Origin of the sequence: Saccharomonospora glauca K62 (assembly GCF_000243395.2) — a bacterium.
GTDB classification, from domain to species: Bacteria; Actinomycetota; Actinomycetes; order Mycobacteriales; family Pseudonocardiaceae; genus Saccharomonospora; species Saccharomonospora glauca.
The window spans coordinates 1,289,686-1,315,208 of the sequence record NZ_CM001484.1; the positions used below are offsets into that span (position 1 = coordinate 1,289,686).

Sequence of the window (25,523 nt, forward strand, 5' to 3'; positions counted from 1 at the left end):
CAGTTGAGGACAGACCCAGTGGCGACCACTGAGCAGACAAGCGAAAGTGCGGCGGGTGACCGGAGAGCGGCGTCCGGCGGCATGACCGGGGGCTCGGCTTCCGCCGAGCGTCTGGTGGAGCGGGCTTCGGCCCTGCGGGTGAGGGCTCCCGAGCTGGCTCTCATCCTCGGCGAGCGAGCCGCGGCCGTGGCGGAGGCGTGCGGGGACAATGAGCTGTGGATCCGCGCGGAGAGCCTCGCCGTTCACTCGAAGATCCAATTGGGGCATCGGGCGTCCACGGTGGGTCGAGCCGTGACGGCGTTGCGGGCGGCCGAGGACGCGGGACATTCCGTTCTCGTGGCGCAGTTGCGCACCGACCTCGCGGTGTGTGCACGGTCGGTGGGGGCGCCCCTGACGGGGTTGGCGGCGCTCCGGCCGGTGCTGACCGTCGGCGGTTTGTCGTCGGTGCAGCGGGCCGCGGCGTTGTGCCATCTCGTCGGTTGCCTCGGCACCTTCGGCCGCAAGGCCGAACTCGACCGGGTGCTGATGGAGGGCGACCGTCTGATCTCCCGTGACTCCCGGCTTTCCGACGACGACCGGTTGGTCGCGAGGGCGTTGTTGCGGGTCGGGGTGTCGGCGCACCGCAGGCGGCACGGTGACCTGGTGAGCGCCGCCGACGCCGCGCGCACGGGAATAGGTTTCCTGGACGACCTGTCGGACCCCGGAGCGGACGGCGGTCTGGCCCGCGTCCGGTTGGTACTCGAACTGGTCTGCTCGCTGCTCGACCGTGGCGACGTGGACATGGCGCTGGAGGTGGCCGAGCCGCTGTTGGCCCAGCCCGAGCGCGCCGCCGCCGTCGCGCCGATGGCGTGGCTGAGGATGGCCGTCGCCACCCGCGTGCACCTGGTGAACGGCTCGGCCGAGACGGCCGCGCGGACCCTGCGTGAGGCCGTCCACAGTGCGAGCAGGCACGGTCTGTACTCGTTGACGGCGCGGTTGTGGCTGGAGCTGGCCCACGTCGAGGAGCGCATCGGCCAGGCGAGCGAAGCGGTTCAGTGCCTGTATCGCGCGCGTTCCGCCGAGCACTTGTACACGCGTGTGAGCAGTCAGGCCCGTGCCCTGCTCACCGGCGTGTTCGGTGCCGGGGAGCAGGCGCCCGTCGACCTGGCGGAGATGGTGGCGGCAGCGGCGCAGGCGGCTTCCGCGTCGGCGGCGCCCCAGCCTCCCGCTCAGCGGACCTCGTCCGAGCCGTCGGCCGAGACCTTCGGCCGGACCGGTGGCAGGCGCAGGGCGGACGAACGCGATGGTTCGTCGAGGCCCAGGGTGGTGCTGCCGATGCTGCGGTTGGCTCCGCCTCCCGCCGACGAGGAGCCCACCCCGCGGTCGGAGCCGACGCGGTCCGCGCCCGCGAACGTGGCCGAAACCCCCGCGCCGAGGCGGAGCGAGGACGACGACGTGTCGGCCACCGAGGTCACCGCCGTCACCCCCGTGATCACCGACGACACCCCACCGCCCGAACCGAGGCGGCGACGGCGCAAGCCGGAGCCCGAGGAGGAGACGTCGGGGGCCACGCGGAAGACTCGGCACGACGCCGAACACGGCTCCGTCACGGCGAGGTCGGTGCTCGACCGGCTGGGGATCTCGCCGGGTGGTGGCGGGCGACGCCGGGCCGACAAGGACAAAGACAAGGACAAGGAGAGCGTCGCGTCTTTGCAGCGGGCGGTGTCCGACCAGCCGGAGTCGAGCGCGACCGACTCGTCGCCGTCCCGCCCCGAGCCGGTCGAACGGACCGAGACCACGACCGATTCCTCGGCCGACTCCTACGGGTGGCTGCCCCGGCTCAAACTGCCGCCGTCGCTGGCTCCGGTGAAGGAGGAGACCGTCTCGGCGACCGAATCCTCGGTGAACGGGTCGAGCGGTCGGGACACGGCGGAGGCCACCTCCGACCACACGGAGCAGTTCTCCTCCGGCCCGAGCACCGACTATCGCGTTCCCGCGGACGATCCTCCTCCGGACGCGGGGCTCGCGGAGTTGCTGGCCAGGGCGCTGGCCGAGCACCAGGCGGGTACCGCCAGCGCCGCGGCGTTGGTCAGGCAGCTCGGCGTGGACGACGATCAGTCGTCCGTCAACGGCAAACACCGGGGCAACGGCTAGCGCATCACAGGGGGCCTGGCAACCGCTGTTCAGGGGCCGTGGGACAGTAGCGGGGAGAGGCGTGACGTTGGGGTCTAGCCAGGACAGTGGAGAGTTGGGTTGCCTGACATACACTCGACCGGAACATCGATCCACCCCGGCACGGAGGATGTGAACACCGACCCGCCCGGCCGGCCTCGGAGCCCGGAGCAGATCCGCGACGAACTCGTCGAGGCGGCCGCCGCGCAGGCACCGGACATCGCGGACCTCGTTCGGCTGTACTACCGACTCGTCCCCGCAGAGGAGATCCTCGGTGACGATCCGACCGATCTGGTCGGGGCCGTCAGGTCGCACATGGAACTCGCTCGGCAGCGCGTTCCCGGCAGGCCGGCCGTCCGGTTGTTCAACCCGAACGCCGCCCACGACGGGTGGGCGCGGGAAGCCACGGTGGTGCAGGTCGTCACGGACGACATGCCCTACCTGGTGGACTCCGTGGCCGCCGAGCTGTCCCGCAGCGGGGTCCAGGTACAGCGCATCGTGCACCCGATCGTGGTCGTGAGCAGGGACGTCACGGGTGCGCTGCAGGAGATCCACCCGAAGGCGGACGTCGCGCAGCCCCCGGCGGGCGCGGCCGCCGAGTCGTGGATGTACCTGGAGATCGACCCGATCGGCGACCCCGCACGGGCGAGGGACCTGGACAACAAGCTGGTCGCGGTGCTCAGCGACGTCCGGGAGGTCGTCGAGGACACCGACAAGATGACCCAGGCCGCGATCGACATCGCGGTCTCGCTGGAGGAGCACCCGCCGCCCCTGCCGGAGGAGGAGGTCGCCGAGGGGGCCGCGCTGCTGCGGTGGCTCGCGGACAATCACTTCACGTTCCTGGGCTACCGCCACTACGAGGTCGTTCCCGAGTCGCGGTCCGGTGACGAGCCCGTGCTGCGGGCGGTGCTGGCGTCCGGGCTCGGAGTGTTGCGGCAGGACAGTCTCGCCGCGCGGAGCCTCACCAAGGGGCCCGACACGGACTCCCGCGTGTTGTCGCCCACGCTGCTCGTGCTCACCCACGCGAGCTCACCGTCCACTGTGCACCGGCCGATCTACCCGTACTACGTCGGAGTGAAGACCTTCGACGACGAGGGCCGGGTCACGGGCGAACACCGCTTCCTCGGCATGTTCACCTCGTCGGCCCTGCACGAGGACGTCCTCGACATCCCCGTGGTCAACCGGCGTGTCCGCGAGGTCATCCACCGGGCCGGGTTCCCGATGGAGTCGTACTCGGGACAGCGGATGCTGGACGTGCTGCAGAACTGGCCGCTGACCGACCTGTTGTCGGCCGACGCCGACTCGCTCTACGCCACGGCGACGGGTGCGATCACGTTGGCCGACCGCCGCAGGCTGCGCTTGTTCCTGCGCAAGGACCCGTACGGACGTTTCTACTCGTGCCTGGTGTTCCTGCCCCGTGACCGGTACACCACGTGGTCGCGGCTGGCCATGCAGCAGGTGTTGCTGGACGAACTCGAAGGCAGGTCGCTGGAGTACAGCACCCGTCTCGGCGAGACCCTGCTCGCGCAGATCCACTTCACCGTCTACACCGAACCGGGCGCCGTCACCGAACCGGACACCGTTCGCATCCAGGAGCGGCTCAACGAGGCCGTCCGCACGTGGGACGACTCGCTGGTGGAGGCGATCCTGGCCGAGCGCAGGGCGCGGGCGGGCAACGGCAAGGCCGTCACGTTGGCCGGTGAGGAGTCGGCGACCGAGCAGGCGCAGCGGTTCGCCTCGGCCTTCCCGGAGGCGTACAAGGAGGACTTCGACGCCGAGACCGCGCTGGCCGATCTGCGCAAGCTGGAGGCGCTGATCGAGCCGGACTCGTTGGACATGTCGTTCTACCTGCCCGCCGACGCGGCGCCGGGCGAGCGGCGGTTCAAGCTGTACCTGCGCGAGGGCGTCACGCTGTCCACACTGCTGCCGATGTTGCAGCGCATGGGTGTCGAGGTGGTGGACCAGCGGCCCTACGAGGTGCAGACCGAGGACGGCAACCGGAGCTGGATCTACGACTTCGGCCTGCGGATCGAGCCGCGGGTGCTGGCAGAGCTCGGTGACGCCGCCGAGGACGACCTGCGCGTGCGCTTCCAGGACGCGTTCGCCGCGGCGTGGCACGGCCTGGCCGAGAGCGACGGTTTCAGCGCCTTGGTGCTGAAGGCGGGACTCACGTGGCGGCAGGCCGCGGTGCTGCGGGCGTACTCGCGTTACCTGAGGCAGGCCGGGTCGCAGTACTCGCAGGGCTACATCGAGTCGGCCATCCTCGCGCACACGGACGTCGCCAAGGCGCTAGTGCGGTTGTTCGAACTGCGTTTCGCGCCGCGCCACGACGACAGCCACCGCGCCGAGGACGTCGAGGCGCAGGTCGCCGAAATCAACTCGATGATCGACGCGGTGACCAGCCTGGACACCGACCGCATCCTGCGTCGGTTGCTGGCGGTCATCTCGGCGACGTTGCGGACGAACTACTGGGTCACGGACGAGAACGGCTCTCCGCGCCCGTACCTGGCGTTCAAACTGGACCCGCAGCAGATTCCCGACCTCCCGGAACCTCGCCCGGCGTACGAGATCTTCGTGTACTCGCCTCGCGTCGAGGGCGTGCACCTGCGGTTCGGTTCCGTCGCGCGCGGCGGTCTGCGCTGGTCGGACCGTCACGAGGACTTCCGCACCGAGATCCTGGGCCTGGTCAAGGCGCAGGCGGTGAAGAACTCCGTCATCGTCCCGGTGGGAGCCAAGGGTGGTTTCGTGGTGAAGAAACCACCGAAGCCGACCGGCGACCCCGGCATCGACAGGGAGAACCACCAGCGCGAGGGCATCGCGTGCTACCGCATGTTCATCTCGGGTCTGCTGGATCTCACCGACAACCTCGTCGACGGCAGGACGGTACCCGCGCGGGACGTCGTGCGCTACGACGGCGACGACAACTACCTCGTGGTGGCCGCCGACAAGGGCACGGCGACGTTCTCCGACATCGCCAACGAGGTGGCGGCGAGTTACGGCTTCTGGCTCGGTGACGCGTTCGCCTCGGGTGGTTCACGCGGCTACGACCACAAGGCGATGGGGATCACCGCGCGGGGCGCGTGGGAGAGTGTCAAGCGGCACTTCCGGGAACTCGGCAAGGACACGCAGAGCGAGGACTTCACGGTCGTCGGCATCGGCGACATGGCTGGGGACGTCTTCGGCAACGGAATGCTGCTGTCGGAGCACATCCGGCTCGTGGCCGCGTTCAACCACCTGCACATCTTCCTCGACCCGAACCCCGACGCCGCGACGTCGTACCGGGAGCGCAAGCGGCTGTTCGAGATGCCGAGGTCGTCGTGGGACGACTACGACCGCTCGCTCATCAGCGAGGGCGGTGGGGTCTATCCGCGGTCGGCGAAGACCATCCCGATCAGCCCCCAGGTGCGCCGGGCACTCGGGCTTGCCGACGACGTCACGTCGATGGCGCCCGCCGAGTTGATCCGGGCGATCCTGCTGGCGCCGGTGGACCTGCTGTGGAACGGTGGTATCGGCACCTACGTCAAGGCGGAGAGCGAGACCCACGCCGACGCGGGCGACAAGGCCAACGACGCCGTGCGCGTGAACGGCAGTCAGCTCCGTGTCAAGGTCGTCGGTGAGGGCGGCAACCTCGGCTTCACCCAGCGCGGCCGGATCGAGTTCGCCCGGCACGGCGGCAAGATCAACACGGACGCTCTCGACAACTCCGCCGGGGTCGACTGCTCCGACCACGAGGTCAACATCAAGATCCTGCTCGATCAGCTCGTGGCGAAGGGCGAGCTGAAGCCCGAGCAGCGCAACACCTTGTTGGAGGAGATGACCGACGAGGTCGCGCGGCTCGTCCTGACCGACAATTATCGGCAGAACAACGTCCTCGGGGTCAGCCGGGCGCACGCCGAGTCGATGCTCTCGGTGCACAGCAGGCTGGTGGCCGCCCTGGAGCAGAAGGGCGCTCTCGACCGCGAGCTCGAGGCTCTGCCGAGCAAGGCGGAGTTCGCGGCGCGTGAGAAGGCGGGAGAGGGGTTGGCCTCGCCCGAGCTGGCCACGCTGCTCGCGCACGTCAAGCTCGACCTCAAGGACGAGATCCTCGACAGCGACCTTCCGGACGCGGACGTGTTCGCCCGCAGGCTCCCGGAGTACTTCCCCACTCCGTTGCGGCGTGACTTCGCCGACGAGATCGCGAAGCACCCGCTCAGTCGGCAGATCACCACGACGTTGCTGGTGAACGAGGTCGTCGACGGCGCGGGCGTGTCGTACGCGTTCCGGCTCGCCGAGGAGCTCAACGCGACGGGCACGGACGCGGTGCGGGCCTTCGCGGTCGTCACCAACGTGTACGACCTGCCCGCGGTGTGGCGGGGCATCGAGGCGCTCGACAACGTCGTGCCCACCGACGTGGCCGACTCGATGGTGCTGGAGACCCGCAGGCTGCTCGATCGTGCGGCCCGGTGGTTCCTCACCAACCGGCCGCAGCCGCTCGCGGTGGGTGCCGAGATCAGCCGGTTCGCCGGGCACGTCGGCAGGTTGGTGCCGAAGCTGGGTGACCTCCTGCGCGGTCGGGAGGCCGAGGCCGTGCGACGGGAGACGGAGAGGCTCAGGGAGCAGGGCGTTCCCGAGGACCTCGCCCGCCGGGTCGCGTTGCTGCTTCCCAGCTACTCGCTGCTCGACATCGTCGAGGTGGCGGAGCTGGCCGAGCGTGAGGTGGGGGTCTCCGCCGAACGCAGCCCGGAGGAGACCGCCGAGCTGTACTACGCGCTGTCCGATCACCTGGGCATGGACCGCATGCTCACCTCGGTCAACGCGCTCGAACGGGGCAGCCGGTGGCATGCGTTGGCGCGGCTGGCGTTGCGGGACGACCTGTACTCGTCGCTGCGAGCGATCACGTTGGACGCTCTGCGGCACAGCGATCCCGAGGCCGGTGTGGACGACAAGATCGCGCAGTGGGAGCAGGTGAACTCGTCGAGGTTGGCTCGGGCTCGGGTCACCCTGGATGAGATCGAGAGCTCCGGCAAGCTCGATCTGGCGACGCTTTCGGTGGCCGTGCGGCAGATCCGCGGCACGGTCCATTGAGGAGCGACGTGATGGCACGGGAGGCGGACCAGTACGTCGTGTGGGTGCGGCCGAGATGGTCGGACATGGACGCGTTCGGGCACGTGAACCACGCGCGGCTGGTGACGTTGTTGGAGGAGGCCAGGGTGCCGTTGCTCTTCGGCGACGGCACCGACGGCCCCGGGGGCGGTTCGGGCGGCTTGTCCGACTTCGCCAAGGGAATCGTCGTGGTGCGGCTGCGGGTCGACTATCGGGCGCCGATCGTGGTCGACGGCCGGGAGGTCCGAGTCGAGATCACGCTCGCGGACCTGCGGCACGCCTCGTTCACCCTCGACTACCGGGTACGGACGGGGCCGTCCGAGGACGACGCGGTGGCCGCCACGGCGACCACCGTGCTCGCTCCCTACGACCTCGAACGGAGCAGGCCGCGTCGGCTCACCGAGACCGAGCGGGCCTTCTTGGCCGAGCACGTGCCGAGCGGAGGCGGGGCGTGACGGAACTGCGAATTCCCGATCGGGGCGATCGGGAGAGTCTGGGGGCGTTCGTGGCCAGGGCGGTGCGCTTCGACGCCGCCACGGTGGTGCGGTTGCGGCAGCGCAACGAGCACCTCGTGGAGGCGTGGGCCACCACCCCCTTCGACGTGCTCGTGACCCGCGCCGTCGAGGGAAAGGTGACTCCGTCGGACGTCACCGTGTCCGGCAACGAACTCCTGGCGGCGCTCACGGTCGCGCGGTCCGACCGGATGGACCCCGGACCGCCGCGCGACCTGTTGTGGCGGTCCGAGCTGCCACCCACCGGTAGTTGGCGGGCCCTGGACACGCTGCCCGTCACCGTCGTGAGCGACCTCGCCGACCGAGGGGTGGAACTCGCGCGGGAGAACGTCGGTCCGCACGGCACGCCGCCCGCGTCCCTGATGGACCAGACCGTGCTCACGGTCTCCGGGGAGCACGACGAGGTCAAGGTTCCGATGCGATGCCTGTTCGCCCTCTCGGGAATGGGTTTCGTGGACTCCTCGCTGACCGACGACGTGGTGCGGGTGTCGACCACGGACGCCTGGCTCCGGATCGACGCCCGCTACGGGGCGGTGCTGCGGCGGCGGCACGCGCTGCTGCCGCTGCTCCTTTAAGGGGACGGGGTCACGGCATCATGTCGCGGAGGTGTTCGATCTCCGCGGTCTGGGTGGTGACGACCTCCTGCGCCATCTCCAGTGCGCGCGGTTCGATGCCCTTGGGGAGGTAGTCCTCGGCCATCGTCAGCGCGCCCTCGTGGTGGGTGATCATGAGTTCGCAGAACAGCCGGTCGAACTCCTCGCCCGTGGCGGTGCGGAGCTCGTCGAGTTGTTCCGCGGTGGCCATGCCGGGCATGTCGACGTGTCCGGCATGGCCGCCGTGGTCGTGTGCGTCCGCGTCCGGCGCGTACTCGGCCAGCCAGGACCGCATCATCTCGATCTCGCCCTCCTGGGCCACGGCGATGCGTTCGGCGATGGTCTTGACCCGTTCGCTCTCGGCGCGGTCGGCCACCAGATCCGTCATCACGAGCGCTTGTTCGTGGTGCGGGATCATCATGCGCATGTAATCGATGTCGGCGTCCGAGACCGGGACCTCGCGCGGGTGTTCCGCTGCCCGGTCGCCGGGGATGACGTCCGCCGCCTCCCCCGGGCCCCGCGGCACGATGACGTCGGGTGATCCTTGCTCGGAGGGCTCCGGTTCCGCCGTGCAACCGGCGCCGAGTATCAGGATCGCGGCCAGACAGACCCGCAGTGAACCTCGCATGAGGCCACCCCAGCAGGAGCACTCCATCGAGTCAAGCGGCTACGCTCCGCTACCGACAAACCGTCCGATTGTCGCTAGCCCCCTGGTGGGCGGGTTGATCACAATTACACAATTACTCACCCACCCGACCGGGAGAGGAGAACCGCGTGACCACAGCACGCAGACGCGGACGTCTGGCCGGGGTGTTGATCGCTACCGCGGCACTGACCGTCGCGGGGCTCGGTTCACCCGCCGCGGCTCAGCAGAACGACATCCCGGACGTCGACGAAGTGGTGCACAGCCACAACCTGCACCCAGTCGCCCATCTGGACAAGGAAGGCCCCTTCGCCGGCCAGTCGGCCTTCAACACTGACATCGCGTTCACCCGCGGGCACGCCATCGTGGGCAACTACGACGGCTTCACGATCTACGACGTCAGGAAGCCGAAGAAGCCCAAGGTGGTCAGCCAGGTCCTGTGCCCCGGCGGGCAGAACGACGTGTCCGTGTCGGGCGATCTGCTGTTCTTGTCCACGGACTACGCCCGCACCAACGACTCCTGCGTGAGCGAGCCCGCGCAGGCGTCGGACCCGAACTCGTGGGAGGGCATCAAGGTCTTCGACATCAGCGACCTGTCGAACCCCACCTACGTCGCCTCGGTGCGCACGGACTGCGGCTCGCACACCCACACGATGGTTCCCGCCCCGGAGCGGAACTCCGTGCTGCTGTACGTGTCGTCGTACTCGCCCGCGCCGGAACTGCCGAACTGCCAGCCGCCGCACGACAAGGTGTCCATCGTCGAGGTGCCCCTCGACCACCCGGAGGACGCCGAGCTGGTGGCCACGCCGGTGCTGTTCCCCGACGGCGGCAACCCCGGTGACGGCTATTCGAGCAAGACCACCGGCTGCCACGACCTGACCGCCTACCCGGAGAAGGACCTCATGGCGGGGGCGTGCATGGGTGACGGCATCCTGATCGACATCAGCGACCGGATGAACCCGCGGGTGATCGACCGCGTGCAGGACAACACCAACTTCGCGTTCTGGCACAGCGCCACGTTCAACAACGAGGGCACCAAGGTGGTGTTCACCGACGAGCTCGGCGGTGGCGGCATGCCCACCTGCAACGCCGAGATCGGGCCCGAGCGCGGCGCGAACGGGATCTACGACATCAAGGGCACCGGCGACCGTGCCCACCTGGAGTTCCGCAGCTACTACAAGATCCCGCGGCACCAGGCCGACACCGAGAACTGCGTGGCGCACAACGGTTCGCTGATCCCGGTGAAGGGTCGCGACATCATGGTCCAGGCCTGGTACCAGGGCGGGGTGTCGGTGTGGGAGTTCACGGACTCCGACCGGCCGAAGGAGATCGCCTACTTCGAGCGCGGCCCGTTGTCCGACACCGAGAACATCACCGGCGGTTCGTGGTCGGCGTACTACTACAACGGCTACATCTACTCGTCGGACATCCAGAAGGGGTTCGACGTGCTGGATGTGCGTGACCCGCGCACGGCTCCGGCGAAGTCGGTGAAGTTCGACGAGTTCAACGCGCAGACCCAACCCTCCTACGGTCGCCGCTGAGGCGTCACGGGCTGACAGCACACGGGCGCCGGTCCCACTGTCGAGAGGGATCGGCGCCCGACGTGTGTGAGGGAGGAGTTCACTCCCAGGTGTTCATCAGCGAGTTCGCCGCCATCTCCAGGTACTGCCACAACTGGGAGCGGTAGGGCTCCTCGATGCCGGAGGAGTCCACGGCGATCCGCATGGCCCGAAGCCAGGCGTCGCGTTCGATCGGGCCGATCCGAAACGGCATGTGGCGCATCCGCAGGCGGGGATGTCCTCGCCGTTCGGAGTACGTGTGCGGTCCGCCCCAGTACTGCATGAGGAAGAGCCGGAGCCGTTCCTCCGCGGGGCCGAGATCCTCCTCGGGGTACATCGGCCGCAGGATCTCGTCGTTGGCCACCTCGGAGTAGAAGCGGGCGACGAGCTTGCGGAACGTCTCCTCGCCGCCCACGGCCTCGTAGAAGGACTCGGGCGACGGTGCCGACTGGGAGGGCTGGGCACTGCTCACGTCTGTCACACCTCCATTCTGCCGGGTTCCCGGCGTCGGAGGCCCCGTCGTCAGCGGTCCGCGGGGCCGAAGAAACGTCCGAGTGGCGGGTCGAAGCCCTCACGTTCCAACGCCCGCATGATCTCGCCCCGCAACGCGCGCTGGACCGCCCATTGGCGGCCGGGGCGGACCTTCGTCGTGAGACGGAACTGTACGGCCTCGGGAGTGATGTTCTCCACACCCAGTACTTGCGGCTTTTCGAGCACGTCGGGGCGGATCGCCTCCAGCTCGGCGGCCTTCTCGGCGACCTGCTCCAGGACGGCGGTGGCCTTCTCCACGTCGGTGTCGTAGCCGAGCGGGATGTCCACGACGGCCACGGCGTAGCCCTGGCTGAAGTTTCCGACACGCTGGACCTCGCCGTTGCGCACGTACCAGACCGTGCCGTTGAGGTCGCGCACCGTGGTGATGCGCAGGCCCACGGACTCCACCGTGCCGACGGCCTCGCCGACGTCCACGACGTCGCCGACCCCGTACTGGTCCTCCAGCATCATGAAGATGCCCGACAGGAAGTCCCGCACGAGGTTCTGGGCGCCGAAACCGATGGCCACACCGACGATCCCCGCGGAGGCCAGGATGGGGGCGAGGTTGATGCCCAGCTCGCCGAGGATGAGGATGAACGCCAGGCCGAACACCACGAAGCTCGTGATCGACTTCAGCACCGAGCCGATGGTCTGAGCCCGCTGTCGCCGTCGTTCCAACGCGACGGGCCCCAGGACCTCGGGGGCCACCCGTTCCTTGAGGGGGCGAAGCAGGGCGGGGACTCTGCTGCCGTTGGAATCGGGGTCGTCGGCGGGGGGACGGGTGAGCCGATCGATCAGCTTGCGGATGAGGAAGCGGATCAGGAACGCGCCGAGCAGGATGAGCAGAATGCGAAGTGGTCGTGCCACGAGCCAGTCGGCCGAGGCGGCGAGCCATTCGTTACCGGTGAGGCGATAGACCTGCTCACACCAGGTACCTACCTCGTTGATGCAGGTGGGTGGCTCGTCGAGTAACTCTTCCACTGAGGTGCGCTCCCTCCCTCGGGTGGCCCGGCCCACGTCGGGTTCGACATGGGGGCCGATCGGGGCATGTTGACCGGAGTCGGTCCGTCAGCAACCGTACCCAGATGGGGCAGGTAGCAGAACGCACGTGCGTTCGGGGGGCGATGTGTGGTCGACTTAGGGCTGCACCGGTGGAGGTGGTCGCGTGGAAGACCGACAACCTAGGCCTCACGGCGCCGGGACCCGGCAGCCCGCCGGGTCGGCGCCCGAGACGTTCACGCCCTGCGTGCCGGCGACCGGCATGGTCGGACCGTCACCCACGGCCCCGCCAGTGAGGGTGGGGCGGGTCACTCGGTCCCATCATCGCCGATCACGGGACCCCGGAGGGTCCGTCGGCCCGAGTCCGACGTCGCCCGGAACGGGGAAGCGGCGTGTCCTGTTGCTCAACGCCACATTCGAGCCGCTCACCGCGCTACCGCTGCGACGAGCCATCGTGCTGCTCGTTTGCGGCAAGGCGGAGGTCGTCCATGAGGACCCGGCCGGGAGTACGCTGCGCTCGGCCACGATGACGGTGGAAGTACCGTCGGTGATCAGGCTCAGCAGATACGTGCACGTACCTTACAGGGCACAGGTTCCGCTGACGCGGGCGGGCTTGATGCATCGGGACCGGTTCCGGTGCGCCTACTGCGGTGGCAGGGCGGAGACCATCGACCACGTGGTGCCCCGAAGTCGAGGCGGGGCGCACTCGTGGGAGAACTGCGTCGCCTGCTGCGCGAAGTGCAACCACCGGAAGGCCGACAAGCTCCTGTCGGAGTTGGGGTGGCGTCTGCGGACTGTGCCGACCCAGCCGCGTGGGCCCCATTGGCGGCTGTTGGCGCACGCCAAGGAGGCCGACCCGTTGTGGCAGCGCTATCTGGGTGTTCCCGCGGCTTGACGGGACACCGTCGGACCTTCAGCGGGTGACGCGCGTGCCCATCGTCACCCGAGTGCCTCGGGTCACGCGGGTACCCCTCGTCACGCGGGTGCCCGCCGTGACACGGGTGCCGTGGGTCACGCGAGTACCGCGGGTGACCCGAGTTCCCATCGTCACCCGAGTGCCGGCCGTGACCCGCGTACCGCGCGTGACCCTGGTACCGCGCGTGACCCTGGTGCCGCGCGTGACTCGCATGCCGCGGGTGACCCTGGTGCCGCAGGTGACACGGGTGCCACGGGCAGTGACGTCGACGACAACCGGGGAGACGCTCGAAGTGGTGAACATGGCAGGTCCTCCTGTGACCGTGGTGACCTGATAAGGACTCGGGGACGATGGCGCAAGGCCCGTACAGGTGAAAAACGTACGAGCCTTTGTCGGGGTGAACAAGATGTTCTCGGAGGGTGCCCCCGGCCGTACGTGAAAGTGCAACCTTTCGCGAACTCTCCTTCCCCTCATCGCGGGACTGCCCACGTGGCAAGCGGGCGAGGAGGGGGCCGTGTGGATTTATCCGGGTGAGGTTTCACCGTGGCAGGTGAGTAGCGGACGAGGCAGTCGGCTACTCTGCGGCCGTGAGCATCCTCGAGACGATCCTGGTCTTCGTGGCGATACCACTGGCCGTCTTCGTTTTCTTCGCGCTGGTGACGCTACGGTCGAAGTTCGCGAGCAGGCCTCGCTACCGCCCCGGACAGGCGTGGGACTATCCGCCCGTGTGGTGGTCCGCCAACCCGGAGGGCGTGGGCCGGCGACACGCCGGTGACGCCGAGCACGGTGACACCGCTCCGTCCAAGGTTCGAGGAGGTGCCAGTGGCAACTGGTGAGCTGACCAAGGAGAGCCCGTCCACGGGCCTTGAGGGCACCGAACTCCAGCCCGGTGCCGCCGTGACGGCGAGTGGTCGTGTCTCGGTCGCGCAGATGTACGAGCCCGCTGCTCCGTCCGGACCATTCAGCACTGCGCAACTCGCCCGCCTCGACGAAGCGCTGACTCTGGCCAGCCGGGAGACCGGTCTCGACTTCAGCATCTACCTCGGCGAGCTCGGCGACGAGCCGCGAGCGGGCGCGGAGGCCCTCCACGACACACTCGGCGAACGCGGTGACGACGCGGTCCTGGTGGCCGTCTCACCCGGTGAGCGTGTCGTCGAGGTGATCACCGGTGCTCACGCCAAGCAGCGGCTGTCCGACCGGGGCGCCAAGCTCGCGGTGATGAGCATGGTCGCGTCGTTCAAGGAAGGTGACCTCATCGGAGGTCTCGTCAGTGGTCTGCGCATGATGGCCGACCAGGCGGGTTCCGCGCCGCGGAACTGAGCCGTTCCCGACAGCCCGAAGGCCGCCGCCCCATGGGGACGGCGGCCTTCGCCGTGTTCGGTCAGCTCTCGTCGAACCGGCGGGCGGCCAGCGCCCGCTCGACACCGGCGCGGCCCTCGCTCACCAGCCGTCGGAGAGCGGCGGCGTGGGCACCGGCGAGCCAGGCATCGGCCTTTGCGAGGCCGTCCTCCGACACCTCCCACGACGGGTACAGCCCGAGGACGGTCGGCTGGGCGCGCTCGCTCGACCTCCGGCTCCACACCTCGTCGAGCATGTCGAAGTACCGCTGCGTGTAGTCGCCCAGCAGGTGCTTCTGCGCGGGGTGGGAAAAGCCCGCGATGATGGCCTCGTTCACGGCGTTCGGCGACTCGTCGTCGTAGACCGCGCGTTCCCAGGCGGTGGCCTTGGACTCCGGCGTCGGGCGCAGAGCCCGGGCTCGTTCGGCGTGGCGGCGGCCGGTGGCGGTGTCGTCGCGCCGCAGCTCGGCGTCGATCTCGGCGTCACCGGCTTTGCCGTGGGCGACGAGGGCGTGCAGCAGCCGCCACCGCAAATCGGTGTCCACGGTCAGGCCTTCCAGCGGAGCCGACCCGTCCAGCCACCCCGCCAGCACATCGAGGGTGGCGTCGTCGAGCACCGAACTCGCCAGCGCGTTTACGAAAGCGAGCTGGTGGTCCGAGCCGGGTTCGGCGTTGCGAGCCAGGTCGAGCAGCGTGGCGGTGAAGCCGGGCCAGCCGTGCTCGGCCGCCCACGAGGGCTGGGCGTAGGAGTTCAGCGCCGTCTGGGCCTGCAGCAGCAGCCGCTGCACCACACCGACCTCGGTCTCGGCGTGAACGCCCCGCTGCACCAGCGTGACGAAGTCCCGCGCCTTGAACTCCGCGTCGCGGGTCATTTCCCAGGCGGCGGACCAGCACAGGGTGCGGGGGAGGGGGTCGGTGATGTCGGCGATGCGGGTGGTCAGGGTGGTCAGGGAGTGCGGGTCCAGGCGTAGGGCGCAGTAGGTGAGGTCGTCGTCGTTGACCAGGACCAGGTCCCCGGCGTCGGTGCCGACCAGGTCGGGGACGTCGGTGGTGGCGCCGGTGATGTCGAGTTCGACGCGGTGGGTGCGCACGAGTTTGCCGTGGCCGTTGTCGTTGTAGACCCCCACCGCGACCCGGTGGGTGCGCAGCTCACCCGCGCCGGGTTTGGCTCCGCCCTGGTCGATGGCAAAGGAGCGATACCGGCCGTTTTCGTCGAGTTCGAAGCGGGGGCGCAGGGTGTTCAACCCGGTGGTTTCCAGCCATTGCGCGCTCCACCCCGACAGATCGCGTCCGGAGGCCTGCTCCAGAGCGGCCAGCAGGTCGGCCAGGGTGGCGTTGCCCCAGGCGTGTTTGGTGAAGTAGACCCGCAGCCCGGCCAGGAAGTTGTCCAGGCCAACGTAGGCGACCAGTTGCTTGAGCACGCTGGCGCCTTTGGCGTAGGTGATGCCGTCGAAGTTGACCTCCACCGCGTGCAGATCCACGATGTCGGCGGCGATGGGGTGGGTGGAGGGCAGCTGGTCCTGCCGGTAGGCCCAGGACTTTTCGATGTTGGCGAAGCTGGTCCAGGCCCCGGTGTATTCGGTGGCCTCGGCCTGGGCCAGCACACTGGCGAAGGTGGCGAAGGACTCGTTGAGCCACAGATCGTCCCACCAGCGCATGGTGACCAGGTCCCCGAACCACATGTGCGCCATCTCGTGCAGCAGGGTCTCGGCGCGCCGTTCGTAGGAGTAGCGGGTCACCCGGCTGCGGAAGACGTAGTCTTCCAAGAAGGTGACCGCCCCGGCGTTTTCCATCGCCCCGGCGTTGAACTCCGGCACGAACAACTGGTCGTATTTGGTGAACGGATACGGCACCCCGAATTTGTCGTGGTAGAACGCAAACCCCTGCTTGGTCTCGGTAAACAGCCGGTCGGCGTCCATGAACTCCGCCAGCGAGGCCCGACAGTAGATGCCCAGCGGGATCGTGCCGTGCTCATCGACGTAGGTGTCCCGCCACTCGGCATACGGCCCGGCGATCAACGCCACCAGATACGTCGACATCCGCTGCGAGGTGGCGAAGGTGGTGCGCACCGCCCCTTGCGGGGTGTCCTCCCGCGACGCGACCGGGGCGTTGGAGACCACCGTCCAATCCCGGGGAGCGGTCACCACCAGCCGGTAGGTGGCCTTGAGGTCGGGCTGGTCGAAACAGGCGAACATCCGCTTGGCATCCGCCGTCTCAAACTGGCTGTAGAGGTACACGCCGCCGTCGACGGGATCGACGAACCGATGCAACCCCTCCCCGGTGTTCATGTACCGGCAGTCGGCATGCACCACCACCTCGTTCTCCGCCGCCAGATCCGGCAACGCAATACCCTTGTCCTCGACATAGTCGGACACATCCAGGGGCCGGCCGTTGAGCGTGGCCTTTCGCACCCCCGCGGCCACCACATCCACCCAACTCGACTCCCCCGGCCGCCGCGCAGCGAACCGGATCGTCGTCCGAGACGAAAACGTCCCCTCACCCGGCCCACCACGGCCATCCGTCAAATCCAGCTCAATGTCATACGACGACACCTCCAGCAAATCAGCACGCTGCCGAGCTTGTTCACGAGTCAAGTTGGGGGCGGGCACTGGCACCTCTGCGCTAGTCGTTGTTACGGATGTCTTTCGTTCGTCTTCGCAACTAGTGTGCTCAGCGCATCCAATCATGCGCCGTGGGGTACGGCGACGGGAACAACGCGACTGGGCACGCTGTTGATCCTCGGTGAGGCCTACCCGGCTCGCTTCCAACCCAATCAGCGATGCAAGGAGATGCCATGACGGCAGGTCCCGAGTCCCAGCGCCCCAAGGTCGACTTCTACTTCGACCCCATGTGTCCGTTCGCGTGGATCGCCTCGCGGTGGATTCTGGAGGTCGAGAAGCAGATCGACATCGACCTTCGTTTCCGGATCATGAGTCTGGGGGTGCTCAACGAGGGCCGGGAGATCGACCCGGACTACCGCGAGCTCATGGAGAAGACGTGGGGTCCCGTGCGGGTCGCGACGGCACTCGCCGTCGAGCGCGGCGAGGAGGTGCTGCGCGACTTCTACACCGCGTTCGGCACCCGTTTCCACAACGAGGACAACAAGGACGTCGAACTCGTCCTCAAGCAGGCGGTCGAGGAGATCGGCGGGGCTCCCGAGCTGCTGAAGGCGGCCGAGTCCACTGAGTACGACGAGGCGCTGCGGGCGAGCCACAACGAAGGTATGGAACCCGTCGGCACGGACGTCGGCACCCCGACGATCCACATCGACGGTGTCGCGTTCTTCGGGCCCGTCCTCTCGTCGATCCCGAGGGGAGAGGACGCCGTTCGCGTGTTCGAGGGTGCCCGAGCGCTTGCGAGCTACCCGGACTTCTTCGAGCTCAAGCGCACGCGCACGAAGGCACCCAAGTTCGACTGAGTAGTTCAGTCCGCGGGCTTAGTCAGCGCGGCCAGCGCGACCTCGGCGGGCAGGGGAGTGCGGGCGGCGGCTTCGGTTTCGGTCAGCTCGCCGTCTCGCACTCTCCCGCGCGCGTCGAGGAGGGCCTCCAGGTCCGTGCGACAGCGTGTGAGGAGGTCGGGGCCCGTCGGTTCTCCGTGGCCCGGCACCACGGTCGTCGCGCCGAGTGCCGCCAGCCGTTCCAGCGCGGCGGGCCAGGCCGAGAGCACGGTGTCGGGGCCGAACGACTCGTCGCTGAACGTCCCGCCCGGCACGCGCTCCACCAGGTCACCGGCGAACAGCACACCCGCGTCGGGCACGGTTACGGCCACGTCACCGTGAGTGTGCGCGACTCCGGGATGGACGAGCGCCACCGTGCGGCCACCGAGGTCGAGTTCGGTCCGGTCGGTCACCGACAGTCCCGGTCGTGCGACACGTTGCACACGAACGAGCTCGCTCCAGCACGCCGGGTGCGCCCACACGTCGCACGGGAGGAAGGCCTGCACGCCGTAGGCGTGGTCGAAGTGGTCGTGGGTGAGCACCACCGTCCACGGCAGCGAAGTGACGTTCCGGACGGCGTCGGCCAGCTCCGCTCCCTGCGCGGCGTCACCGCGGGTGTCCACCACCAGACAGCGTTCCTCGCCGACGACCAGCCCCACGGACAGGTCCAGTTCCGCGTATCGGCGTACGAAGACACCGTCGCCGAGTTCTCGCCACTGTGCGTCCACCGACATGAGCGTACGGGGAGCCGCGGGTGGGTTCGGTCGCGTGCCCACGGGATGGCAGACTTGACAGCCGTGCGCGTGTACCTGGGAAGCGACCATGCCGGCTACGAGCTGAAGAACCACCTGGTGACCCACCTGCGGGCGCAGGGTCACGAGGTGACCGACGTCGGCCCTCACGTCTACGACCCGGCCGACGACTACCCGGCGTTTTGCATCGAGACCGCCCGCCGTGTCGTGGCCGACGAGGGCAGCCTCGGCATCGTCATCGGTGGTTCGGGAAACGGTGAGCAGATCGCCGCCAACAAGGTGCCGGGCGCCCGTGCGGGGCTCGCGTGGAGCGTCGAGACGGCGAAGCTCACCCGCGAGCACAATCACGCCCAGCTGATCGGTGTGGGCGCGCGTATGCACTCGCTGGAGGAGGCCACCGAGATCGTCGAGGCGTTCTTGGCCACTCCCGCTTCCGACGACGCGCGACACGTTCGCCGGGTGAAGCAAATCAGCGACTACGAGCGTACGGGCACCGCTCCGGAGCTGCCGGAGAGCTGATGCCCGAGGGCCACACTCTGCACCGGCTGGCTCGGCTGCACGAGCGCCGTTACGTCGGTGCACCGGTGGAGGTGTCGAGCCCACAGGGACGTTTCGCCGCCGAGGCCGCCCGACTCGACGGACACGTGATGACGGCGGCCGAGGCGTACGGGAAGCATCTGTTCCATCACTACGGTCCACAAGGGATCGTCCATATCCATCTCGGACTGTACGGGACGTTCACCGAGAACGTGCTCCCCGTCACCGAGCCCGTCGGACAGGTGCGCATGCGGCTCGTGGGCGGCACGCACTGGACCGATCTGCGGGGTCCGAATCGCTGCGAGCTGCTCACGCCCGCCGAGACGGAGGCCATCGTCGCCCGGCTCGGTCCCGATCCGCTGCGCCGGGACGCCGACCCGGAACGGGCGTGGAAACGCATCTCGCGGTCACGTACGTCGCTGGCCGCGCTGTTGATGGATCAATCCGTGATCGCCGGGGTCGGCAACGTCTACCGGGCGGAGGTGCTGTACCGGCAGGGCATCGCGCCCATGCTGCCCGGCAAGGCGCTGAGCCGGGAGCAGTGGGAGGCGATCTGGGCCGATCTGTGCGAGCTGATGCGCGAAGGCGTCCGGGTGGGACGTATCGACACGGTCGCCCCGGAACACAGTCCCGAAGTCATGGGTCGGGCTCCCCGCAAGGACCGTCACGGCGGTGAGGTGTACGTCTACCGCCGCACCGGACAGCCGTGCCTGGTGTGTGGCACTCCCGTGGCCCACACCGAACTCGCGGGACGAAACCTGTACTGGTGTCCCACCTGCCAGCCCTCCTGACTCGAAATTCGAATCCCCGGAACACGACGAAGGCGGGCCGAATCGAGCCGACCCGCCTTCGTTTCGCGTCGAACGGCTAGAAGCCGAAGTCTCCGCCGAAGTCGCCTCCGCCGAAGTCTCCGAAGTCGCCTCCGCCGAAGTCCTCGCCGCCTCCGACATCGCCCGCGTCACCCGCGTCACCGGCATCGCCGCCGTCGTCGCCGCCGCTTTCCAGCGCGTCCTCCTGGCCGGCGTCGTAGCCTGCTTCCCAGGCCGCGGCGCTCGGGATTCCGGCCATTCCGGAGAACAGGGCGGAGAACAGCATCATGGAGCCGAAGCCCCACGCACCCGCGACGAGAGCCGGCTTCCACCAGGGCTCGCTGTACCAGCCCTGCGGCACGGGGCGACCCGCGACCCGGCCACCGGGGTAGTAGTGCGGGGTGGCCGCCGTCGGCTCGGGGGACGCCTCGTAGTGCTGGCCCTCCACGTCGACCGAACGGTGTTCGGTGACCTTGCCCGCACGCTCCCGCTCGGGGTCATCGGGAAGCGCGGGGCCGGGGTCGAGGCCCATGGCCGTGCGGGCGGCACGGACGTAGTAGAGACCCTCCAGCGCGGTCTTCTTGGCGAGGCGTGCCTGTTCGACCGTTTCGGCGCGCTCTATCTCGGAGCCCGCGGCGTTGTACCGCTCGCTGGCATCGGCCAGCGCCTGCTGGGAGGCAGTGTCGGTTCCGGTGAGGTTCAGAACCTGACCACCGAGGCGCTCGATCCAACGCCGAGCTTCGGCCTTCGCGTCTTCGAGCTGCCGCCGCTTGGCCTCGGCCTGGGAGCGGACGAGATACGTCGCGCCGACGACGATGATCAGTAGAAGTACGACCACCGTGATCGTGGTCCCCATGGGCTACTCCCCGAATTGTTGGGCTCTCTGAACCAGCAACGCGGAGGGTATCCCGGGAGTTCCCGAACCGAGATCACCAGGCTCGACCCACAGTGAACGACTGTGTCCAGATGTCTTGCAGCCGGACGACGTCACCGGGTTCGGGAGCGGCCCACATCTTGCCCTTCCCCGCGTAGATACCGACGTGGTAGACGGAACCGTTCTCGTGGAAGAACAGCAGGTCGCCGGGGCGCATCTCGGCCTTCGGCACGTAGGGGAGGGCCGCTCGTTGCTGGCGGGCCGTTCGGGGGAGGTCGATGCCCAGCCGGGCATGGACGTACTGGGTGAGACCGGAACAGTCGAACCGGTCGGGGCCGGCGGCGCCGTAGACGTACGGATCACCGGCCTGTTGGGAGGCTATGTCGACGATTCGCTTCCCGAGGGAAGGCTTGGGTTCGTCGATGTCGTCGCTCGGCTCGGGTTTGTCCTTCGTCGGTCTGGCTTTCGTCGGTTTGTCCTTCACCACCACCGCGGGAGGTTTTTCGCCACCACCATTCGTGCCTTGATGCATCATGGCCGAACCGACGCTGGGGGCCGTGAGCAGCGTGATCGCACCGGCAGCCAGTACGGCGACCGACCGTTCCAATGCTCCGAATCTCACCTGTTTCCTCCGGGAAGATTTTCGTGTTCACGGGTCTCCTCTGGTCCTCCGTCGCCGTTTTCGACGACACAAAACGTTAACCACGTACAACGCGGGGAAAGCGAATTGTTCAAAGTGCGAATCTTGATAATGGAGTGAAATCGAAGAATGAGGGGTCAAGGTGTGTCGGCGCGTGGACCTGCGGTTTTGTGACGTTATGCGATCGATTGACCACTAATGGTGGTGACCCGGATCACAGGAAAGGATGTGATATGGGTCACTGTAAATGAAGGGGAAATCGGCTCGGACCTTGTTCGATGTCCGCTGCCGCGAAGGCGGCTCGTACGGCCGGAGGGGCGCCCTCGGGGGCTCGCCCCGGTGATCGGCGACCTCGACGACGAAGGCCCCGGCCGGGCCGGGGCCTTCGAGTGGAGCGGGCGACGGGAATCGAACCCGCGTAACCAGTTTGGAAGACTGGGGCTCTACCATTGAGCTACGCCCGCCTGCTGCCGGATCAACCCGGCTGCATGGGTAGTGTAGCGGTACCCGCTAGAGTGGTCGCACACCGCCCTCGTGTGGCGGACGGGGTGTGGCGCAGTTTGGTAGCGCATTCGCTTTGGGAGCGAAGGGTCGCAGGTTCAAATCCTGTCACCCCGACCATGGGCTCCGGCCAGCGGAAACACCGATCCGGGTGGGCCGCTGGCCGTGCACCGATCTCGTCGCTCGACGGCACTCCGCGCTCGTGGTTCCGACCCCTCGTCCCGACGCGTGAGCAAGATCACTAGGGGTTTCGAGGGGAGGGAGTCGGCGCGCTGAGGCGCCGGGGGTCGCCCGCGCGGCACGGACACGGGACCTCCGGGCTCGGGTGCGGAGGTGGTCCGGACGTCCCCCCGCCCTCCGTGGCATCGTGCACCGCGCGCGGTCCTTCGAGGACTGTCGTGGGGGCCGACGCGGGGGAGGGTGGCGGTGATCACTTCGTCGCCTCGTCCCACCTGGCGACCATCTGCGCGATCTCGTCCTCGCTCCAGCCGAGCACGGAGGCCAGCTCGACGGCACAGGCGCGACAGGTGGGGTCGAGCCACATGCCGGGTTGCATGTCCTTGACCCGCACGGTCACGGTGTCGCCGCACAGGACGGTGAGGGGCTGGCCCACTCTGGCCGGGTACTGATCGTTGGTGTCGTAGACGTGCCGTTTGCCATCCGCCTGCTGCCAGAGATAGCGCTGCACCGTTCCCCCAACTGGTAATGTCATCTGTACCAGTTTGAACGGTGGCAAGCCGGAAAGCGGGGGGTCAAGACGGGATCTGGTCATGACCAGTACTCCCGTGGAGAATCGATCGAATGGTGGACAAGACGAGCGGTATCCCCCTCCACCGACAGGTCGCAGCCGATCTGAGGGGGCGCATTACCGCGGGCGAGTACGCGCCGGGCGACAAGTTACCGAGCGAACGAGCCATGACCGAGACCTACGGGGTCTCCCGCCTCACCATCCGGGAAGCGCTCGGCATTCTTCGCGCCGAGGGGGTCATCGTCGCCGAACACGGGCGCGGCGTGTTCGTGCGTCCGTCCGCAACCATTCAGCGCCTGGCGAGATCTCGTCTGTCCCGTGAGGCGCGTGCCGCGAACAAGGGAGCTTTCCTCGCCGATGCGGCGGCCCAAGGTTTCACGCCCGGTAGCTCGGTGCGCGTGAGGTTCGAACCGGCCGACGAACGTGTCGCCAAGCACCTCGGCATCCAGGTGGGGGACGAGGTGACCGTTCGAGATCGCGTCATGCGTGCCGACGGGTTTCCGGTGCAACTCGCCGTCTCCCGCCTGCCACGGACATTCACGCGCGGCACCGCGATCGAGGAGGTCGACACCGGCACCGGTGGCGTGTACGCGCGGCTGGAGGACGCCGGGCACCTCATCGGCCACTACGCCGAGCACGTCGGGTCCCGCATGCCCACGCCCGAGGAGGCGTCGACGCTGCGGCTCGGCCAGGGCGTCCCGGTCATCACCGTGATGCGAGTGGCCTACCGGGAGGACGGTACGCCGCTGGAGATGAACGACATGGTTCTCCCGGCGGACCGATACGAACTCTCCTACGAGTGGGCCGCCGAGTAGTTTCGCGCGTTACCGAGATCGTCGCGGGGCCCACGGGACGCGAGGGGCCGCGGGTTCAAGTCCCGGCCCCTTCCCGGCGGAACTGCGGGCAGAGAGCGGCAACGCGCAGTGCATGCACCGGAACCCTGTGATCGCTCACTCTCGGAGCGGCGAGGCGGGTTTCGGGCGGCTCCCCGTTTCCCGACGATCACGTGACTGGGCAGGCAGGAACGGGCAGCACGTTCCCGCTCCCGTTTTCGCCCGTTCGAGCGAAGTTGATGTTGATAACGAAACAATGAACTCACGTAAGACGTGGCGTTCCGGTGAATGTCACGGGCGTACCTGACCGCCCGCCGCGGATCACCGCGGTGTCATCGAAATCGGCAACACCGGGGAGCCCGTGACGCGATCAGCGAAAAACCCGAACCGGACCACGCACGAAAAGGAGCTACAGGCACCACTGCACCATCCCTACCCATACCCTTACGGTTGTCCGCCTCGACCGTCGAGCAGTGGCATGAGCGTCATCGGCAGGATCAGCGTGGCCATGGCTATCTTCGGGTTCCTCTTCTCGCTGATCTGCGCCCTCGTCGGGATTCCGCTCTCGGCGGCCGGGAAGCCGAGATCGCCAAACCGGCGCGAGTACGGGATGGCCACGGCCGGGATCGCGTGCGGGGCTGTCGGCCTTTTCTCCTCCGTCGTCGGTGTGATGCTGATACATCGCTAACCCGGTGAAGCCACGGCGGCCCCGGACGGTGAGCGATGTCCGGGCCGCCGTGGACGGTGAGGCCTTGCTAGCGAGTGATGCCGACCCAGCCCGCGTAATTGGTCAACTCGGGGTTGGACCTGTGGTGCAGGTTCACCAGCACGGCGACAGCGTCCCGGACCATGGGGTGCAGCCGTGTCTGCTGCGGCGCGCCACGCCGAGCTTGCTGGAGCGCCGCCAACGCCGCTTCTCGATCGCCCCGCCTCAGGTGTGCGCGAGCGACTCCGATGAAGTGGTGTCCTTTCCGGGTGCGCGGCATCGACCGCGGCGGTCGCCACTTCTCGGCTGCCCGCAACGCGGCGGCGGCATCACCGAGTTCGACGAACGCGGCGGTCTCGTGTGTGGCCAGGTTCGCCGGGCCGAACGTGAGACCGTAGTGAACCTGGTCCGAGCTACCGAGCCGTGCCGCGAGGTTACGAGCTTCGGCTATGTGCGCGCGAGTCGTATCGAGGTCCCCCGCGCGGGAAGCGAGCGTGATCGACCGCAGATGCAGATTGCCGTACACCGTCAGCGCGGCCGGGGACGAGTCGTGTCGGAGAACGTCCGCGAACTGGGTCCGGGCCGTGTCCATCAGTTTGAGCCCGTGGGCATAGTCTCCGGCGGATTGGAAGGACTGCGCGCGTACCCACTGAGCGAGAATCTCGGTGAGTGGGTCGTCGGCCTCTCGCGCGGCGTCCGCCAACTTGCGTTCGACGACCTCGGCGAGGTCGAGGAAGCCGAGTCTGTGCAGCATCATGTGAGCCGCGTAGTAGGCGGTCACGAACATCCTCTGCACCAGGGGGACCGCTTCGCTGTCGACGTGGTGGGCCGCGCGTGCGAGGTCGTCGAGCGTCGCGGGCAACCGGACGGAGAGGCTCCTGTAGTTCGCGTCGCGGCGCAGAGCGGCCAGTGTGTTGACGTCGGCGGCGAGCTGTTCCAGGGAACGCGGCGGGGCGTCTTCCGGCAAGTCGATGCGCCGCAGTACCGAACGGAGCGCGTCAATCGCATTGTGAGTCGCGGTGTCGTGGGGAGTGTCGGCGTATGGCTGGCCGGTGAGTCGTTCGATCGGGACGTGCAACGCGCGGGCTACGGACGCTATGAGCGCGTGAGTGGCCGTCCGGTCGCCGCACTCGACCTTGCTGAGCAGGCTCAAGGACACAGATGCTCGGCGCGCAAGTTGGGTCTGGGTCTTTGCGTAGCGTTCGAATGGTTCCGCCGACATGCTCCTCGCCCATGACGCCGCTCCTTGTGGGTAGCAGTGCGTCAACAGCGCCAGAGAACGGCTCTAATCAACTTCGCAGAGTACAGCCTTGTGAATGGTTTGTGAACGTTAGTCCGGTCGCAAGGAGAAACACGCACCGTGT

General features: G+C 68.2%; 23 protein-coding genes and 2 tRNA genes. 14 read left to right on the plus strand and 11 right to left on the minus strand.

Going from position 1 to position 25,523, the window contains the following annotated elements:
• The first annotated feature begins 18 nt into the window (after window positions 1–18).
• The 4 genes from SACGLDRAFT_RS06190 to SACGLDRAFT_RS06205 all read left to right on the plus strand — a co-directional run bounded on the left by SACGLDRAFT_RS06190 (window position 19) and on the right by SACGLDRAFT_RS06205 (window position 8,320).
• Window positions 19–2,133 (plus strand): hypothetical protein, encoded by a 2,115-nt coding sequence (locus SACGLDRAFT_RS06190; RefSeq protein WP_005462759.1) that lies wholly within the window; start codon window positions 19–21, stop codon window positions 2,131–2,133.
• Window positions 2,134–2,232: 99 nt separating this feature from the next.
• Entirely contained in the window at window positions 2,233–7,215 is a 4,983-nt protein-coding gene (locus SACGLDRAFT_RS06195) for an NAD-glutamate dehydrogenase (protein WP_005462767.1), read from the plus strand.
• An 11-nt stretch (window positions 7,216–7,226) separates the two neighbouring features.
• Window positions 7,227–7,688, plus strand: a complete 462-nt coding sequence (locus SACGLDRAFT_RS06200) for an acyl-CoA thioesterase (protein ID WP_005462769.1) — start codon at window positions 7,227–7,229, stop codon at window positions 7,686–7,688.
• Entirely contained in the window at window positions 7,685–8,320 is a 636-nt protein-coding gene (locus tag SACGLDRAFT_RS06205) for a hypothetical protein (protein ID WP_005462770.1), read from the plus strand. Before SACGLDRAFT_RS06200 ends, SACGLDRAFT_RS06205 begins: the two co-directional genes overlap by 4 nt.
• 10 nt (window positions 8,321–8,330) lie before the next feature.
• Here SACGLDRAFT_RS06205 and SACGLDRAFT_RS06210 read toward each other — a convergent pair whose 3' ends face one another.
• Entirely contained in the window at window positions 8,331–8,966 is a 636-nt protein-coding gene (locus tag SACGLDRAFT_RS06210) for a DUF305 domain-containing protein (protein WP_005462771.1), read from the minus strand.
• 146 nt (window positions 8,967–9,112) lie between these two features.
• On the opposite strand from SACGLDRAFT_RS06210, the gene SACGLDRAFT_RS06215 reads away from it, so the two are divergent.
• The gene (locus SACGLDRAFT_RS06215; RefSeq protein ID WP_005462776.1) at window positions 9,113–10,522 is read left to right on the plus strand and encodes an LVIVD repeat-containing protein; all 1,410 of its coding nucleotides are present in this window, start codon (window positions 9,113–9,115) and stop codon (window positions 10,520–10,522) included.
• 79 nt (window positions 10,523–10,601) lie between these two features.
• On the opposite strand, the gene SACGLDRAFT_RS06220 is transcribed toward SACGLDRAFT_RS06215, so the two are convergent.
• Complete coding sequence (locus SACGLDRAFT_RS06220) at window positions 10,602–11,012, minus strand: globin (RefSeq protein WP_005462777.1); 411 nt, start codon at window positions 11,010–11,012, stop codon at window positions 10,602–10,604.
• Window positions 11,013–11,062: 50 nt separating this feature from the next.
• The gene (locus SACGLDRAFT_RS06225) at window positions 11,063–12,052 is read right to left on the minus strand and encodes a mechanosensitive ion channel family protein (RefSeq protein WP_005462783.1); all 990 of its coding nucleotides are present in this window, start codon (window positions 12,050–12,052) and stop codon (window positions 11,063–11,065) included.
• Between the two features lie 184 nt (window positions 12,053–12,236).
• Between SACGLDRAFT_RS06225 and SACGLDRAFT_RS06230 the strand changes: the two genes are divergently transcribed.
• The gene (locus SACGLDRAFT_RS06230; protein WP_005462784.1) at window positions 12,237–12,965 is read left to right on the plus strand and encodes an HNH endonuclease; all 729 of its coding nucleotides are present in this window, start codon (window positions 12,237–12,239) and stop codon (window positions 12,963–12,965) included.
• Between the two features lie 18 nt (window positions 12,966–12,983).
• Here SACGLDRAFT_RS06230 and SACGLDRAFT_RS21805 read toward each other — a convergent pair whose 3' ends face one another.
• On the minus strand, window positions 12,984–13,289 hold the full coding sequence (locus SACGLDRAFT_RS21805; protein ID WP_005462785.1) for a hypothetical protein: 306 nt from the start codon (window positions 13,287–13,289) through the stop codon (window positions 12,984–12,986).
• A gap of 284 nt (window positions 13,290–13,573) precedes the next feature.
• On the opposite strand from SACGLDRAFT_RS21805, the gene ctaJ reads away from it, so the two are divergent.
• On the plus strand, window positions 13,574–13,822 hold the full coding sequence (ctaJ, locus tag SACGLDRAFT_RS06240; RefSeq protein ID WP_005462786.1) for an aa3-type cytochrome oxidase subunit CtaJ: 249 nt from the start codon (window positions 13,574–13,576) through the stop codon (window positions 13,820–13,822).
• Window positions 13,809–14,306: a DUF5130 family protein gene (locus SACGLDRAFT_RS06245; RefSeq protein WP_005462788.1), complete on the plus strand. Its 498-nt coding sequence runs from the start codon at window positions 13,809–13,811 to the stop codon at window positions 14,304–14,306. Before ctaJ ends, SACGLDRAFT_RS06245 begins: the two co-directional genes overlap by 14 nt.
• Before the next feature lie 61 nt (window positions 14,307–14,367).
• Here the strand turns inward: SACGLDRAFT_RS06245 and pepN are convergent, their stop codons facing one another.
• Window positions 14,368–16,932 (minus strand): aminopeptidase N, encoded by a 2,565-nt coding sequence (pepN, locus tag SACGLDRAFT_RS06250; protein WP_005462789.1) that lies wholly within the window; start codon window positions 16,930–16,932, stop codon window positions 14,368–14,370.
• 185 nt (window positions 16,933–17,117) lie between these two features.
• Here pepN and SACGLDRAFT_RS06255 point away from each other — a divergent pair, with 185 nt between their 5' ends.
• Window positions 17,118–17,741, plus strand: coding sequence for a mycothiol-dependent nitroreductase Rv2466c family protein (locus SACGLDRAFT_RS06255; RefSeq protein WP_005462791.1), 624 nt, complete (start codon window positions 17,118–17,120; stop codon window positions 17,739–17,741).
• A gap of 5 nt (window positions 17,742–17,746) precedes the next feature.
• Here SACGLDRAFT_RS06255 and SACGLDRAFT_RS06260 read toward each other — a convergent pair whose 3' ends face one another.
• Window positions 17,747–18,493 carry an MBL fold metallo-hydrolase gene (locus SACGLDRAFT_RS06260; protein ID WP_005462795.1) on the minus strand — a complete coding sequence of 249 codons (747 nt, stop codon included), beginning with the start codon at window positions 18,491–18,493 and terminating at the stop codon, window positions 17,747–17,749.
• 63 nt (window positions 18,494–18,556) lie between these two features.
• Between SACGLDRAFT_RS06260 and SACGLDRAFT_RS06265 the strand changes: the two genes are divergently transcribed.
• Together SACGLDRAFT_RS06265 and SACGLDRAFT_RS06270 are read left to right on the plus strand one after the other, a co-directional pair.
• On the plus strand, window positions 18,557–19,030 hold the full coding sequence (locus SACGLDRAFT_RS06265) for a ribose-5-phosphate isomerase (protein WP_198283557.1): 474 nt from the start codon (window positions 18,557–18,559) through the stop codon (window positions 19,028–19,030).
• Window positions 19,030–19,839 (plus strand): Fpg/Nei family DNA glycosylase, encoded by an 810-nt coding sequence (locus SACGLDRAFT_RS06270; RefSeq protein ID WP_005462805.1) that lies wholly within the window; start codon window positions 19,030–19,032, stop codon window positions 19,837–19,839. Before SACGLDRAFT_RS06265 ends, SACGLDRAFT_RS06270 begins: the two co-directional genes overlap by 1 nt.
• A 76-nt stretch (window positions 19,840–19,915) precedes the next feature.
• On the opposite strand, the gene SACGLDRAFT_RS06275 is transcribed toward SACGLDRAFT_RS06270, so the two are convergent.
• The 3 genes from SACGLDRAFT_RS06275 to SACGLDRAFT_RS06285 form a co-directional block, all read right to left on the minus strand.
• The gene (locus SACGLDRAFT_RS06275; RefSeq protein ID WP_005462806.1) at window positions 19,916–20,713 is read right to left on the minus strand and encodes a hypothetical protein; all 798 of its coding nucleotides are present in this window, start codon (window positions 20,711–20,713) and stop codon (window positions 19,916–19,918) included.
• A 73-nt stretch (window positions 20,714–20,786) separates the two neighbouring features.
• The gene (locus tag SACGLDRAFT_RS06280; RefSeq protein ID WP_005462807.1) at window positions 20,787–21,353 is read right to left on the minus strand and encodes a C40 family peptidase; all 567 of its coding nucleotides are present in this window, start codon (window positions 21,351–21,353) and stop codon (window positions 20,787–20,789) included.
• Between the two features lie 408 nt (window positions 21,354–21,761).
• A tRNA-Gly gene (locus tag SACGLDRAFT_RS06285) sits at window positions 21,762–21,835 on the minus strand.
• Window positions 21,836–21,915: 80 nt separating this feature from the next.
• Between SACGLDRAFT_RS06285 and SACGLDRAFT_RS06290 the strand changes: the two genes are divergently transcribed.
• Window positions 21,916–21,992 (plus strand) — tRNA-Pro (locus SACGLDRAFT_RS06290).
• A 310-nt stretch (window positions 21,993–22,302) separates the two neighbouring features.
• On the opposite strand, the gene SACGLDRAFT_RS06295 is transcribed toward SACGLDRAFT_RS06290, so the two are convergent.
• Window positions 22,303–22,584, minus strand: coding sequence for a zinc finger protein (locus SACGLDRAFT_RS06295; RefSeq protein WP_232284085.1), 282 nt, complete (start codon window positions 22,582–22,584; stop codon window positions 22,303–22,305).
• An 89-nt stretch (window positions 22,585–22,673) separates the two neighbouring features.
• Between SACGLDRAFT_RS06295 and SACGLDRAFT_RS06300 the strand changes: the two genes are divergently transcribed.
• Both SACGLDRAFT_RS06300 and SACGLDRAFT_RS06305 read left to right on the plus strand, forming a co-directional pair.
• Entirely contained in the window at window positions 22,674–23,435 is a 762-nt protein-coding gene (locus tag SACGLDRAFT_RS06300) for a GntR family transcriptional regulator (protein WP_005462809.1), read from the plus strand.
• Between the two features lie 496 nt (window positions 23,436–23,931).
• Entirely contained in the window at window positions 23,932–24,141 is a 210-nt protein-coding gene (locus SACGLDRAFT_RS06305) for a hypothetical protein (protein ID WP_005462810.1), read from the plus strand.
• Between the two features lie 67 nt (window positions 24,142–24,208).
• Here the strand turns inward: SACGLDRAFT_RS06305 and SACGLDRAFT_RS06310 are convergent, their stop codons facing one another.
• Window positions 24,209–25,318, minus strand: a complete 1,110-nt coding sequence (locus SACGLDRAFT_RS06310; protein WP_408640255.1) for an XRE family transcriptional regulator — start codon at window positions 25,316–25,318, stop codon at window positions 24,209–24,211.
• Between the last annotated feature and the right edge of the window lie 205 nt (window positions 25,319–25,523).

What these genes read in the sequence shown, in the direction of transcription:
- SACGLDRAFT_RS06255 (WP_005462791.1), top strand. Translation starts at nt 17,118, where the DNA reads ATGACGGCAGGTCCCGAGTCCCAGCGCCCCAAGGTCGACTTCTACTTC.
- SACGLDRAFT_RS21805 (WP_005462785.1), bottom strand. Translation starts at nt 13,289, where the DNA reads ATGTTCACCACTTCGAGCGTCTCCCCGGTTGTCGTCGACGTCACTGCC.
- SACGLDRAFT_RS06305 (WP_005462810.1), top strand. Translation starts at nt 23,932, where the DNA reads ATGAGCGTCATCGGCAGGATCAGCGTGGCCATGGCTATCTTCGGGTTC.
- SACGLDRAFT_RS06270 (WP_005462805.1), top strand. Translation starts at nt 19,030, where the DNA reads ATGCCCGAGGGCCACACTCTGCACCGGCTGGCTCGGCTGCACGAGCGC.
- SACGLDRAFT_RS06295 (WP_232284085.1), bottom strand. Translation starts at nt 22,584, where the DNA reads ATGACATTACCAGTTGGGGGAACGGTGCAGCGCTATCTCTGGCAGCAG.
- SACGLDRAFT_RS06210 (WP_005462771.1), bottom strand. Translation starts at nt 8,966, where the DNA reads ATGCGAGGTTCACTGCGGGTCTGTCTGGCCGCGATCCTGATACTCGGC.
- SACGLDRAFT_RS06260 (WP_005462795.1), bottom strand. Translation starts at nt 18,493, where the DNA reads ATGTCGGTGGACGCACAGTGGCGAGAACTCGGCGACGGTGTCTTCGTA.
- SACGLDRAFT_RS06300 (WP_005462809.1), top strand. Translation starts at nt 22,674, where the DNA reads ATGGTGGACAAGACGAGCGGTATCCCCCTCCACCGACAGGTCGCAGCC.
- SACGLDRAFT_RS06200 (WP_005462769.1), top strand. Translation starts at nt 7,227, where the DNA reads ATGGCACGGGAGGCGGACCAGTACGTCGTGTGGGTGCGGCCGAGATGG.
- SACGLDRAFT_RS06275 (WP_005462806.1), bottom strand. Translation starts at nt 20,713, where the DNA reads ATGGGGACCACGATCACGGTGGTCGTACTTCTACTGATCATCGTCGTC.